Here is a 12,437-nt window from a genome sequence, read left to right as displayed (position 1 = left end):
TGCAAAAAGGCGGCCCTTGCTTAAAAATATATTTTTTGTAATAAAAAATATTATCAAGGTAAGCTGGCATGACCGCGCAAAACTCCGCCAAAAGCCTGACTCAAGCGACCTACGAGCGCCTGCGCGCCGAGGTGCTGTCGTGTGTGTTGCGCCCCGCAAGCCGGGTGAATCTCAAGGCACTCGCCGAGCGCTATCAGGCCAGCGGCGGCGCAGTGCGCGAAGCGCTGTCGCGCTTGACCGCCGAAGGGTTGGTGGTGGCTGAGCCGCAAAAGGGCTTTCGTATTGCGCCTATCTCGTTGGCGGACCTTGCGGACCTGACGCAGGCACGTGTCGAGATCGATGCCAGTTGCCTGCGCCACTCCCTGGAAAATGCCGATATCGCCTGGGAATCTGCGTTGGTGGCGGCTTATCACCGCCTGTCGCGGGTGCCGGGGCCGGAAAGCGCTGACCACTACGAGGCCGACGCCTGGAACGCGGCCCATGGGGCGTTTCATGAAGCCCTGGTGGGCGCCTGCCCGAATGCCTGGCTGTCGCGCATGCGCACGATGCTGTTTGAACAGAACAGCCGCTACCGCGCGATGTCGGTGGCGTTCACCGCCGCGCACCGGGACCTTTGCGGCGAGCACAAGGCCCTGCTGGACGCGGCCTTGGACAAAGACGTGGCCCGGGCCACCGGGCTTCTGACGGCGCATATTCGCGAAACGTCGGCGGCCCTGATGGCGGGGCTCAAGGCGCAGGGCTGTGATGATTCAGTGTGACGATTAATCAGCGTATCGGAGTGTGAGCAATGGCAACTATCGCAGTATTGGGGCTTGGGGCAATGGGCTCGCGCATGGCGTTGAACCTGTTGCGGGCGGGGCATGCGGTGACGGTGTGGAACCGCAGCGCAGGCGCGGTGGCTGAGCTGGTGGCCGCGGGCGCACGGCACGCGGCCACGCCAAAAGAGGCGGCCAGCGGGGCGTCGATGGTCTTGAGCATGGTGCGCGACGACGCAGCGTCCCGTGATGTATGGCTGAACCCCGAGCATGGCGCGGCCGCTGGCATGACGCCAGCAAGCATCGCTATCGAGTCGTCGACGGTTTCCCACGCGTGGATTGTGGCCTTGAGCCAGGCGCTGCAGGGCTTGGGCTTGCAACTGATCGACGCGCCGGTGTCCGGCTCGCGCCCGCAGGCCGAAGCGGCGCAACTGGTGTTTCTGGTGGGCGGCGAAGGCTCGGCAGTCGAGCAGGCCCGCCAAGCGCTGATGGCGATGGGCTCTGCGCTGCATCACGTGGGGCCGCTTGGCGCCGGGACGCTGGTCAAACTGGCCACCAATGCGCTGCTGGGCGTCCAGGTCACGGCCTTGGCCGAGCTGTTCGGCATGCTGGGTAATCAGGGTGTGGACTTGGCCAAGGCCTTTGATGCGGTGGCGGCGACGTCCGTTTCCAGCGTCGCGGCCCAGCGCAGCGTCGCGTCCATGGCGGCCGGCAACTTTGCCCCGCAGTTTCCAGTGGCACTGATTGAAAAGGATTTTGGTTATGTGGTGAATGCGGCAGGCGGCGCTGCGTCGGCGCCCACGATCGAAGCGTCGCGCAAGGTGTTCAGCGCGGCCGTCGAGCAGGGGCTGGGCGACCTCAACATGACCGGTGTGGTCAAGTTGTTCACCCCGCAGTGAGCCTGCCTGGCCCGGTGCCTTCACCGGGCCTTTTCAGGGAAGGCTTCACACCAGCTTGCCGACAAACTCCAGCAACGCACGGGTTTTCGCCGGCACATGATGACGTGACGGGTAGTACGCATACAGCGGAAACCGCAGGTCCGACCACTCGGGAAACACCGGCACCAATGCGTTGGCTGCGATGTATTGCTCGGCTCCCATCTCGAACAGTTGCCCGATACCCAATCCTGCAAGGCAAGCGCTGAACAACGTGCCGGTCTCGTTCAGCGTGAGCGCGCCCTTGGGCTTGACCACCTGTTTTTTGCGGCCGCGATGAAACTCCCACGCAAAAGGCCTGCCCGTAATGGGTTCGCGAAACATGATGCAGCGATGGTGCCCATCTTCTAGGTCCCGGGGGTGGACGGGGTGGCCGAAGCGCGCCAGGTACGCCGGCGAGGCCACGGTAAGCACACGAGTATCGAACAGTTTGCGCGCCACCAGCGATGAAGGGTGTGGGTGGCCGAACCGCAGGGCCAGGTCGAAGCCGTCGGCCACCAGATCGCCGAGTTCATCGAGGCAACGCAGTTCCACCTCAAGGTCTGGGTGGGTGTCCATGAACAGGCCAAGGCGCGGCGCGAGGATGTGTTGGGCGAACAGTGGGTCGACGTTGACGCGCAAGCGCCCGCTGATTTTTTGCGCGTCGCCTGCGGCGCTGCCGGTGGCGTCTGCCAGCGCGGCGATCAGGGGCATGACCTGTTCGTAAAAGTGGCGGCCTTCTTCGGTCAGCCTTACCGAGCGCGTGGTGCGCTCGAAGACCCGGATGCCCAGCCGCGCCTCCAGGCGCGCGACCGCTCGGCTGATGCCCGATTGCGACATGTCCAGTACCTCGGCGGCGCCGCCGAAGCTGCGGGTGTCGACAATCGCGGCCATGACATCCACGCCTTCCAGCAGCTGTGAACTGAACGTTGGCATTCTTGACTCCGGCGCATAAAGGTTATGCATTTCATGCTATCGCAATCATAAGCCTGCGCCTGCAAAATTTCTCCAACGCAAGCATTCCGGGGCTTTCACCGGCTTGTCGGGCCAACCCCTCAGTTCAGGAGATATCAACATGGCGCGAATTCTTATTACCGGCTCGTCCGATGGGCTTGGGCAGATGGCCGCCCGGCAACTGGTGGAAGAAGGTCACAGTGTGGTGCTGCATGCCCGTAATCAACGGCGCGCCGCTGACGCGATGGCGCAAGTACCCGGTGCTGAAGCCGCCCTTTACGCCGACTTGTCCAGCATTGAAGAAACCCGCGAGTTGGCCGGGCGCATCAATGCGATGGGGGCGTTCGATGCCATCGTGCATAACGCCGGTGTCGGGTTTGAAGAGCAGACGCGGGTTGCCACGGTGGATGGCTTGCCCCGGGTGTTCGCGGTCAACGCGCTGGCGCCGTACATTCTGACGGCGCTGGTGAAGCGCCCGAGCCGGTTGGTGTATGTGAGCTCACGCATGCATTACTGCGCCGATGTGTCCTTGCAGGACCTGGCCTGGGAGCAGCGCCCCTGGAACGGTGCGCGGGCCTATTCCGACTCGAAACTGCACAACATCCTGCTGGCTTTTGCAGTGGCCCGGCGCTGGCCGGACGTGCTGTCCAACTCGCTGGAGCCCGGCTGGGTCGCGACCAAGCTGGGCGGGCCGGGTGCGATCGATGACCTGGAACTGGCCCCGCGCACCCAGGCCTGGCTGGCCGCCGGTGTTGCCCGCGACAGCTACGTGACCGGCGGTTACTTCTACCACCAGCGTGCCGCTGTGCCACTCAAGGCGGCGCTCGACACCGCGCTTCAGGAGCGTTTTTTGGCGCAATGTGCGCAGTTGTCCGGCGTTGCGATGCCGTTGCACTGAGGCCTGTTCGGTCTTTTTTTCACTTTAATCTGGATAGATTCATGGACTCTGTAGCAACACATGACGCACCGGCTGCGACCGGCAAAGGCCACCGGCTGGCCCTCTCGCGGGGGCGCAGCGTGGCGGCGGTACTGGCCCTGAGCCTGGGGTGTTTTTCGTTTGTCAGCACCGAACTGATGCCGGTGGGCGTGTTGCCTGCCATGGCCGATGGTCTTGAGGTGTCTTTGGGCCAGGCGGGTTACCTGGTCAGCTGCTTTGCCTTGGTGGTGGCGCTGACCGCCGCGCCGTTGACCGGCCTGCTGAGTTCGATCAACCGCAAGGCGTTGATGGCGATCCTGCTGGCGGTGTGCTGCGCGGGCAACCTGGTTACGTACCTGGCACCCAGCTACGCGGTGGTGCTGGTGGGGCGTGTGTTGGTGGCGGCGGCGATCGGTGTGTTCTGGTCGACGGCGGTCGTGACGGCGGCGCACCTGGTGCATGCCAGAAACGCGGTGCGCGCCACCTCGATTGTGTTTGCTGGCGTGTCATTGGCCACGGTGCTTGGTGTGCCTGCGGGGACGATCCTGGGCGAGCACCAGGGGTGGCGCGCGGTCTTTGCCGCGTTGACGATGCTCAGTCTGCTGCTGTTCATGGCGGTGGCCTGGTCGGTGCCGGTGGTGCGTATTGGCAGCGCGTCGATCCGTGGCGCGATGGCCCGGGTGCTTAAAAACGGGCCGTTGCTGGCGGTATTCGCGGCGACGGCGCTGATCGCGACAGGCAACTTTATGGCGTACACCTACATCACCCCGTACCTTGAGCAGGTGGCGCAGATGAACAGTGCGCACATCAGCGTGATGCTGCTGGTGTACGGCGGGGCCGGGGTGGTCGCCAACTTTGCGGTCGGGCCGTTTGCCGGTCAATCGCTCGGCCTGCCTGGTCGTGGTGACGGCGTTGATGGCCACCGGCCTGTTGCTGATGAGCCTGGCGGTGACGAGTTACAGCGCCCTGTGGGCAACGCTGGCGATCTGGGGCGCAGCCTATGGTGCGATTCCGGTGCTGTTGCAGACGTCGGTATTCAAGGGGGCTGCGGCGATCGAGGGCGGGGCGGATGCCGCTACGTCCCTTAATGTGGCGGTGTTTAACGCGGCCATTGGCCTGGGAGCGTTGATAGGCGGGTTGATCATCAACCGGGGCGGGGCCGCGTTGATTCCACAGGTGGCGGCGGTGTGTGTGCTGGCGGGGTTGGCAGTGGTGGTCGCCCTGGTTCGCAAGGCTTGAGCGTGTGACACAAACAAAAGCCCCGGCACAAGGCCGGGGCTCTTTTGCATCCTTACAACCTTACTTCAGCGCAGCGATCGCGGCGTTGAGGGTGTTGCTTGGGCGCATGGCCTTGCTGGTCAGCTCTGGGTTCGGCGAGTAGTAGCCGCCGATTTCCACTGGCTTGCCTTGTACGGCGTTGAGCTCGGCCACGATGGTTGCTTCGTTCGCGGTCAAGGTCTTGGCCAGTTCGCCAAAACGCGCTTGCAGGGCAGTGTCTTCGGTCTGGGCGGCCAGGGCCTGGGCCCAGTACAGCGCCAGGTAGAAGTGGCTGCCGCGGTTGTCGATGTTGCCGACTTTGCGCGATGGCGACTTGTTGTTGTCCAGGAACAGGCCGGTGGCCTGGTCCAGGGTCTTGGACAGAACCAGTGCCTTGGGGTTGTTGTAGTTCACACCCAAGTGCTCCAGCGAAGCGGCCAGGGCCAGGAACTCGCCCAGGGAATCCCAGCGCAGGAAGTTCTCTTCCACCAGCTGTTGCACGTGCTTGGGCGCCGAACCGCCAGCGCCGGTTTCGAACAGGCCGCCACCGTTCATCAGTGGCACAATCGACAGCATCTTGGCGCTGGTGCCCAGTTCCATGATCGGGAACAGGTCGGTCAGGTAGTCGCGCAGTACGTTACCGGTGACGGAGATGGTGTCCAGGCCCTGGCGAGTACGCTCCAGGGTGAACTTCATCGCGTCGACCGGCGACATGATGCGGATGTCCAGGCCTTCGGTGTTGTGGTCCTTGAGGTAAGTCTGGACTTTCTCGACCACGACGCCGTCGTGTGCACGCAGCGGGTCCAGCCAGAATACGGCCGGGGTGTTGCTGGCGCGGGAGCGGTTGACGGCCAGTTTGACCCAGTCCTGGATCGGGGCGTCTTTGGTCTGGCACATGCGGAAGATGTCGCCGGCTTCAACCGCCTGTTCCATCAGCACGCGACCGCTGCTGTCGGACACGCGAACCACGCCGTCAGCCTTGATCTGGAAGGTCTTGTCGTGGGAGCCGTATTCTTCGGCTTTCTGCGCCATCAGGCCCACGTTTGGCACGCTGCCCATGGTGGTCGGGTCGAAGGCGCCGTTGACTTTGCAGTCTTCGATCACGGCCTGGTAGATGGTGGCGTAGCAGCGATCCGGGATCACAGCCTTGGTGTCGTGCAACTGGCCGTCGGTGCCCCACATTTTGCCGGAGTCACGGATCATGGCGGGCATCGAGGCGTCGACGATGACGTCGCTCGGCACGTGCAGGTTGGTGATGCCTTTGTCGGAGTTGACCATCGCCAGGGACGGGCGCACGGCGTAGACCGCCTGGATGTCGGCTTCGATCTGCGCTTGCTGGTCGGCCGGCAGGGCCTTGATGCGAGCGTACAGGTCGCCGATGCCGTTGTTCAGGTTGAAGCCGATCTGGGTCAGCACGTCGGCGTGCTTGGCCAGGGCGTCTTTATAGAACTCGGCAACGATCTGGCCAAAGATGATCGGGTCGGACACCTTCATCATGGTGGCTTTCAGGTGAACCGACAGCAGTACGCCGTGTTGCTTGGCGTCTTCGATCTGGGCGGCGATGAACGCGCGCAGGGCCTTTTTGCTCAGGGTGGAGCTGTCGATGATCTCGCCAGCCTGCACCTTGGTTTTTTCTTTGAGGACCGACGCGGTGCCGTCTTGAGCGATCAGCTCGATTTTGACGGTGTCAGCGGCTTCGATCTGTACGGCTTTTTCGCTGCCGTAGAAGTCGCCAGCGGCCATGTGGGCGACGTGGGACTTGGAGTCCTTGGCCCAGGCGCCCATTTTGTGCGGGTGCTTGCGCGCGTAGTTCTTGACCGACAGCGGCGCGCGACGGTCGGAGTTGCCTTCGCGCAGAACCGGGTTCACGGCGCTGCCCTTGACCTTGTCGTAACGTGCGCGGGTTTCTTTTTCCGCGTCGCTGGTTACGGTTTCCGGGTAGTCCGGCAGGGCGTAGCCCAGGGCTTGTAGCTCCTTGATCGCGGCCAGCAGCTGTGGCTGGGAGGCGCTGATGTTCGGCAGCTTGATGATGTTGGCTTCAGGCGTAACGGCCAGTGCGCCCAGCTCGGCGAGGTGGTCCGGTACGGCTTTGGCGCCCAGTTGCTCGGGGAAGCTTGAGAGGATGCGCCCGGCAAGGGAAATGTCGCGGGTTTCCACGGCAATATCAGCTGAAGCGGTGAAGGCCTCTACGATAGGCAGCAGTGAATAGGTGGCGAGGGCTGGGGCTTCGTCGGTGAAGGTGTAGATGATCTTCGAGCGGGTGGGCATATTCGGATTAACTCTCTTCTTTGCTGAAAGCGTGCGCAGAAACTCGAGATGCGCCGGGTGGAGCGCGTTCGTTCAAAGTCATCCATGAGCGAAATGTCGAGGTTTCTTCGCGGTGATGTTGGGTTGCATCAGTCGAGCGTCAAGCGGGTGGGCCACTGTAGTGGTCCGGCTTTTAGGGCGCAAAGCGTCTGTTCAGAGCGGTCGGCCGTAGTGACTCTTTGGTCAGCGGCGGCATTATACATAGGTCGCTATGCTTACGCCGAGCCTTCATACAAAAGGTGTGTCGTCCATTGGTCTAAAGGTCGCAGGGCAAGTATCCCCGGCAGCGCCTGCGGGTGTGCTGGAGATTGGCGTTTTTCCCTCTGGTTTTTGGCTTGTAGGCCGAAAATAGTGCTGTTTCGAGGCGGATTCGTGGGTGTGAGGTTTCAGTCCTCATGGATCTGGACTAGGCTCGGACGCAGCCAGATGTTTAATCCATAGATGGAGTTCAGCATGGGATACCAGAAGATTCAGGTTCCGGCAGTTGGCGAAAAGATCACCGTCAATCCAGACCATTCTCTCAACGTTCCTGACCATCCGATCATTCCCTTCATTGAAGGCGACGGTATTGGCGTCGACATCAGCCCGGTGATGATCAAAGTGGTTGATGCCGCGGTTAACAAGGCCTACGGCGGCAAGCGCAAGATCTCCTGGATGGAGGTGTATGCCGGCGAAAAGGCCACTCAAGTCTACGATCAGGACACCTGGCTGCCGCAGGAAACCCTCGATGCGGTCAAGGATTACGTGGTGTCCATCAAGGGGCCGTTGACCACGCCGGTGGGCGGCGGTATCCGCTCGCTGAACGTGGCGCTGCGCCAGCAACTGGACCTGTATGTGTGCCTGCGCCCGGTGCGCTGGTTTGAAGGCGTGCCCAGCCCGGTCAAGAAGCCCGGCGATGTGGACATGACGATCTTTCGTGAGAACTCCGAGGACATTTACGCGGGCATCGAGTGGAAAGCCGGCTCGCCGGAAGCCAACAAGGTGATCAAGTTTCTCAAGGAAGAAATGGGGGTCACCAAGATTCGCTTCGACCAGGATTGCGGGATTGGCGTCAAGCCGGTGTCGAAGGAAGGCACCCGGCGCCTGGCGCGCAAGGCCCTGCAATATGTGGTGGATAACAACCGCAGTTCGCTGACCATCGTGCACAAAGGCAACATCATGAAGTTCACCGAAGGGGCCTTCAAGGAATGGGCCTACGAGGTGGCGGCCGAGGAGTTTGGCGCAACTCTGCTCGACGGCGGGCCGTGGATGCAGTTCAAACACCCCAAAACCGGCAAGAACGTGGTGGTCAAGGACGCCATTGCCGACGCCATGCTCCAGCAGATCCTGCTGCGTCCGGCAGAGTACGACGTGATAGCCACGCTTAACCTGAACGGTGACTACCTGTCCGACGCGCTGGCGGCGGAAGTGGGGGGCATTGGGATTGCACCGGGCGCCAACCTGTCCGATACCGTGGCCATGTTTGAGGCGACCCATGGCACTGCGCCCAAGTATGCGGGCAAGGATCAGGTCAACCCGGGGTCGTTGATTTTGTCGGCGGAAATGATGCTGCGTCACTTGGGCTGGACCGAGGCGGCGGATTTGATAATCAAAGGCACCAATGGTGCGATTTCGGCCAAGACCGTGACCTACGACTTCGAGCGCCTGATGGAGGGTGCGACGCTGGTGTCGTCTTCAGGCTTCGGCGACGCGCTGATCAAACACATGTAGTGGCGGCAACAAAAAAACCGGCTGCCCCGGTAACGCGGGACAACCGGTTTTTTATTGGCGGGGGGTTGCCCGTTGGCGAACTACGCCAGTTGCTCTTTTGGTTCTAGAGCGACACCCCCGCCAGCTTTATCGTTGCTGACTGGCGCGCCAATGTTCACGGCGTGCAAGCCTTTGGGGCCTTGAATGATCTCAAAGGACACTGCCTGGCCCGCCTTCAGCGTCTTGTAGCCATCCATATTGATAGCCGAGTAATGCGCAAACAGGTCTTCGGTCTTGCCATCTTCGACAACGAAACCGTAACCCTTGGCATTGTTGAACCACTTGACCTTACCGCTAGCCATGTCCTTGTCCCTCTGCACCAGACTCCATCACTGGAGTATCATCCAGTTTATCCGTCCTAACCCGAATAAATTAAGGTTGACTGCGCGGACCTTTTTTACCCACTGTGGGTTCTATTGGTTGTAACACCGATTTGCCGATAGTCAAGGCGACCAGTCGGTCGGAGTTGAAATTCTGACAGGTCGCCCCCACCACTGTATTTGAACCACTGACGAACCTTTCTTTCATGCATGCAACCAGCCAGATTCGACTAACATTCAATCAGGATCGCCCGGATCACCATCATGACGACGACGGTTCTGCAGGTATTGCTGTTCAGGAGGCCAAGCCCGCTTTACAGGCGCCGCCGATGTACAAGGTGGTTTTGTTCAACGATGACTACACACCGATGGATTTCGTCGTCGAAGTGCTCGAGGTGTTTTTTAACCTGAACCGCGAGTTGGCGACCAAGGTAATGCTGGCCGTTCACACAGAAGGACGGGCAGTATGTGGAGTGTTTACCCGCGACATCGCCGAGACAAAGGCCATGCAGGTTAACCAGTACGCCAGGGAAAGCCAGCATCCGCTACTCTGTGAAATCGAGAAGGACGGTTAACGCCGACCACTTGGGTATGAGGTGAAGCTATGTTAAACCGCGAGCTCGAAGTCACCCTCAATCTTGCCTTCAAGGAGGCCCGTTCGAAGCGTCATGAATTCATGACCGTCGAGCACCTGCTGCTGGCACTTTTGGACAATGAAGCTGCCGCCACGGTTCTGCGTGCGTGCGGCGCCAATCTCGACAAACTCAAGCATGACCTGCAGGAGTTTATCGACTCCACCACGCCACTGATTCCCGTGCACGACGAAGACCGCGAAACCCAGCCAACCCTGGGCTTTCAGCGGGTGCTGCAGCGTGCTGTGTTCCACGTACAGAGCTCCGGCAAGCGTGAAGTGACGGGTGCCAATGTGCTGGTTGCCATTTTCAGCGAGCAGGAAAGCCAGGCCGTATTCCTGCTCAAGCAGCAAAGCGTTGCCCGTATTGATGTCGTCAACTACATCGCCCATGGCATTTCCAAAGTGCCGGGGCATGGCGAACATTCCGAGGGTGAGCAGGATATGCAGGACGAAGAGGGGGGTGAGTCGTCGTCTTCAAGCAACCCGCTGGACGCTTACGCCAGCAACCTCAACGAACTGGCGCGCCAGGGGCGGATCGATCCGCTGGTGGGGCGTGAGCTTGAGGTCGAGCGCGTCGCGCAGATCCTTGCACGCCGTCGCAAGAACAACCCGTTGCTGGTGGGTGAAGCGGGCGTGGGTAAAACCGCGATTGCCGAAGGCCTGGCCAAGCGTATCGTCGACAACCAGGTGCCAGACCTGCTGGCCAGCAGTGTCGTCTACTCGCTGGACCTGGGCGCGCTGCTCGCCGGGACCAAATACCGTGGCGATTTCGAGAAGCGCTTCAAGGCGCTGCTGGGCGAGCTGAAAAAACGCCCGCAGGCGATCCTGTTCATTGACGAGATCCACACCATTATTGGTGCGGGTGCGGCATCCGGTGGCGTGATGGACGCCTCCAACCTGCTCAAGCCGCTGTTGTCGTCGGGTGACATTCGTTGCATCGGTTCGACCACGTTCCAGGAATTTCGCGGCATCTTCGAAAAAGACCGTGCACTGGCGCGTCGCTTCCAGAAAGTGGACGTGTCCGAGCCGTCGGTGGAAGACACCATCGGTATCCTGCGCGGCCTGAAGGGGCGTTTCGAGGCGCACCACAGCATCGAATACACCGACGAGGCCCTGCGGTCTGCCGCTGAGCTTGCGTCGCGCTACATTAATGACCGCCACATGCCGGACAAGGCTATCGACGTGATCGACGAAGCGGGTGCCTACCAGCGCCTGCAACCGGCCGACAAGCGTGTGAAGCGTATCGACGTGCCTCAGGTCGAGGACATCGTGGCGAAAATCGCGCGGATTCCGCCGAAACACGTCACCAGCTCCGATAAAGAGCTGCTGCGCAACCTGGAGCGTGACCTCAAGCTGACCGTGTTTGGCCAGGATGCGGCGATCGACTCGCTGTCCACCGCGATCAAGCTGTCGCGTGCCGGGCTCAAATCCCCCGACAAGCCGGTCGGTTCGTTCCTGTTCGCAGGCCCTACGGGTGTGGGCAAGACCGAGGCGGCGCGCCAGTTGGCCAAGGCCATGGGGATCGAGCTGGTACGTTTCGACATGTCCGAATACATGGAGCGTCACACCGTGTCGCGCCTGATCGGTGCGCCTCCGGGCTATGTCGGTTTCGACCAGGGCGGCCTGCTGACCGAGGCGATCACCAAACAGCCGCATTGCGTGTTGCTGCTCGATGAAATCGAAAAGGCCCACCCGGAAGTCTTCAACCTGCTGTTGCAGGTGATGGACCACGGGACCCTGACCGACAACAACGGGCGCAAGGCGGACTTCCGTAATGTGATCGTGATCATGACCACCAACGCCGGTGCTGAAACGGCTGCGCGGGCCTCCATCGGCTTCACGCATCAGGATCACTCTTCCGATGCGATGGAAGTGATCAAGAAAAGCTTCACGCCCGAATTCCGCAACCGCCTGGACACCATTATCCAGTTTGGTCGCCTCAGCCATGAGGTCATCAAAAGTGTGGTGGACAAGTTCCTCACCGAGCTTCAGGCACAGCTCGAAGACAAGCGTGTGCAGTTGGACGTTACGGATGCGGCGCGCAACTGGCTGGCCGAAGGGGGTTACGACGCGGCAATGGGCGCTCGCCCAATGGCGCGTTTGATCCAGGACAAGATCAAGCGGCCGCTGGCCGAAGAGATCCTGTTCGGCGAATTGTCCGACCATGGTGGCGTGGTGCATATCGACCTGAAGGACGGCGAGCTGACCTTCGAGTTCGAGACCACGGCCGAAATGGCCTGATAGCGGGTCGCAACCCAACAAAAAGGCGCTGAAAGGCGCCTTTTTGCTGCGTCAAAATAGGGTGGCGGGGCGGCTGTTCATACCTTGCGCGCACACAAAAACGCCCGGCATAACCGGGCGTTTTGTATTGACTTGATTAGCGGGCGCGGTAAGTGATGCGCCCTTTGCTCAAGTCATAGGGCGTCAGTTCGACGCGCACTTTGTCACCGGTAAGAATACGAATGTAGTTCTTGCGCATCTTGCCGGAGATATGCGCGGTTACGACGTGCCCATTTTCCAACTCCACGCGAAACATGGTGTTGGGCAGGGTGTCGACGACAGTGCCTTCCATTTCGAAGCTGTCTTCTTTCGACATGCAGTAAAGCCCTCGGTGTCCAGTGAATGGCCCGG

General features: G+C 61.1%; 12 protein-coding genes. 8 read left to right on the top strand and 4 right to left on the bottom strand.

Going from position 1 to position 12,437, the window contains the following annotated elements; genetic code table 11:
* Positions 1–68: 68 nt before the first annotated feature.
* Positions 69–758: a GntR family transcriptional regulator gene (locus tag ACW9H9_RS01110; RefSeq protein WP_457341161.1), complete on the top strand. Its 690-nt coding sequence runs from the start codon at positions 69–71 to the stop codon at positions 756–758.
* A gap of 29 nt (positions 759–787) precedes the next feature.
* Positions 788–1,654 carry an NAD(P)-dependent oxidoreductase gene (locus tag ACW9H9_RS01105; RefSeq protein WP_457341160.1) on the top strand — a complete coding sequence of 289 codons (867 nt, stop codon included), beginning with the start codon at positions 788–790 and terminating at the stop codon, positions 1,652–1,654.
* Positions 1,655–1,699: 45 nt separating this feature from the next.
* On the opposite strand, the gene ACW9H9_RS01100 is transcribed toward ACW9H9_RS01105, so the two are convergent.
* Entirely contained in the window at positions 1,700–2,605 is a 906-nt protein-coding gene (locus ACW9H9_RS01100) for a LysR family transcriptional regulator (protein ID WP_457341159.1), read from the bottom strand.
* Positions 2,606–2,744: 139 nt separating this feature from the next.
* Here ACW9H9_RS01100 and ACW9H9_RS01095 point away from each other — a divergent pair, with 139 nt between their 5' ends.
* From ACW9H9_RS01095 to ACW9H9_RS01085, 3 genes are read left to right on the top strand one after another with little or no spacing between them, the layout of a single operon-like run.
* Positions 2,745–3,521, top strand: coding sequence for an SDR family NAD(P)-dependent oxidoreductase (locus ACW9H9_RS01095; protein ID WP_457341158.1), 777 nt, complete (start codon positions 2,745–2,747; stop codon positions 3,519–3,521).
* 41 nt (positions 3,522–3,562) lie between these two features.
* Positions 3,563–4,627 carry an MFS transporter gene (locus tag ACW9H9_RS01090; RefSeq protein ID WP_457341157.1) on the top strand — a complete coding sequence of 355 codons (1,065 nt, stop codon included), beginning with the start codon at positions 3,563–3,565 and terminating at the stop codon, positions 4,625–4,627.
* Position 4,628: 1 nt separating this feature from the next.
* The gene (locus ACW9H9_RS01085; RefSeq protein ID WP_457341156.1) at positions 4,629–4,778 is read left to right on the top strand and encodes a hypothetical protein; all 150 of its coding nucleotides are present in this window, start codon (positions 4,629–4,631) and stop codon (positions 4,776–4,778) included.
* 60 nt (positions 4,779–4,838) lie between these two features.
* On the opposite strand, the gene ACW9H9_RS01080 is transcribed toward ACW9H9_RS01085, so the two are convergent.
* Complete coding sequence (locus tag ACW9H9_RS01080; RefSeq protein WP_457341155.1) at positions 4,839–7,064, bottom strand: NADP-dependent isocitrate dehydrogenase; 2,226 nt, start codon at positions 7,062–7,064, stop codon at positions 4,839–4,841.
* Positions 7,065–7,556: 492 nt separating this feature from the next.
* On the opposite strand from ACW9H9_RS01080, the gene icd reads away from it, so the two are divergent.
* Entirely contained in the window at positions 7,557–8,813 is a 1,257-nt protein-coding gene (icd, locus tag ACW9H9_RS01075; RefSeq protein WP_457341154.1) for an NADP-dependent isocitrate dehydrogenase, read from the top strand.
* Positions 8,814–8,893: 80 nt separating this feature from the next.
* Here icd and cspD read toward each other — a convergent pair whose 3' ends face one another.
* A complete protein-coding gene (gene cspD / locus ACW9H9_RS01070; protein ID WP_457341153.1) occupies positions 8,894–9,154 on the bottom strand; it encodes a cold shock domain-containing protein CspD in 261 nt (86 codons plus the stop codon).
* Between the two features lie 224 nt (positions 9,155–9,378).
* On the opposite strand from cspD, the gene clpS reads away from it, so the two are divergent.
* Both clpS and clpA read left to right on the top strand, forming a co-directional pair.
* Positions 9,379–9,747 carry an ATP-dependent Clp protease adapter ClpS gene (gene clpS / locus ACW9H9_RS01065; protein WP_457341152.1) on the top strand — a complete coding sequence of 123 codons (369 nt, stop codon included), beginning with the start codon at positions 9,379–9,381 and terminating at the stop codon, positions 9,745–9,747.
* Between the two features lie 29 nt (positions 9,748–9,776).
* Positions 9,777–12,047 (top strand): ATP-dependent Clp protease ATP-binding subunit ClpA, encoded by a 2,271-nt coding sequence (gene clpA / locus ACW9H9_RS01060; RefSeq protein ID WP_457341151.1) that lies wholly within the window; start codon positions 9,777–9,779, stop codon positions 12,045–12,047.
* Between the two features lie 136 nt (positions 12,048–12,183).
* Here the strand turns inward: clpA and infA are convergent, their stop codons facing one another.
* The gene (gene infA / locus ACW9H9_RS01055) at positions 12,184–12,402 is read right to left on the bottom strand and encodes a translation initiation factor IF-1 (protein WP_002553999.1); all 219 of its coding nucleotides are present in this window, start codon (positions 12,400–12,402) and stop codon (positions 12,184–12,186) included.
* Positions 12,403–12,437: the final 35 nt, after the last annotated feature.

The sequence above is a fragment of the Pseudomonas sp. SDO5215_S409 genome (assembly GCF_054071325.1).
This window is presented reverse-complemented; position numbering and strand designations above follow the sequence as displayed.

Coding starts and splice junctions, on each gene's coding strand:
- ACW9H9_RS01110 (WP_457341161.1), top strand. CDS start 69: ATGACCGCGCAAAACTCCGCCAAAAGCCTGACTCAAGCGACCTACGAG.
- ACW9H9_RS01105 (WP_457341160.1), top strand. CDS start 788: ATGGCAACTATCGCAGTATTGGGGCTTGGGGCAATGGGCTCGCGCATG.
- ACW9H9_RS01100 (WP_457341159.1), bottom strand. CDS start 2,605: ATGCCAACGTTCAGTTCACAGCTGCTGGAAGGCGTGGATGTCATGGCC.
- ACW9H9_RS01095 (WP_457341158.1), top strand. CDS start 2,745: ATGGCGCGAATTCTTATTACCGGCTCGTCCGATGGGCTTGGGCAGATG.
- ACW9H9_RS01090 (WP_457341157.1), top strand. CDS start 3,563: ATGGACTCTGTAGCAACACATGACGCACCGGCTGCGACCGGCAAAGGC.
- ACW9H9_RS01080 (WP_457341155.1), bottom strand. CDS start 7,064: ATGCCCACCCGCTCGAAGATCATCTACACCTTCACCGACGAAGCCCCA.
- icd (WP_457341154.1), top strand. CDS start 7,557: ATGGGATACCAGAAGATTCAGGTTCCGGCAGTTGGCGAAAAGATCACC.
- cspD (WP_457341153.1), bottom strand. CDS start 9,154: ATGGCTAGCGGTAAGGTCAAGTGGTTCAACAATGCCAAGGGTTACGGT.
- clpS (WP_457341152.1), top strand. CDS start 9,379: ATGCATGCAACCAGCCAGATTCGACTAACATTCAATCAGGATCGCCCG.
- clpA (WP_457341151.1), top strand. CDS start 9,777: ATGTTAAACCGCGAGCTCGAAGTCACCCTCAATCTTGCCTTCAAGGAG.
- infA (WP_002553999.1), bottom strand. CDS start 12,402: ATGTCGAAAGAAGACAGCTTCGAAATGGAAGGCACTGTCGTCGACACC.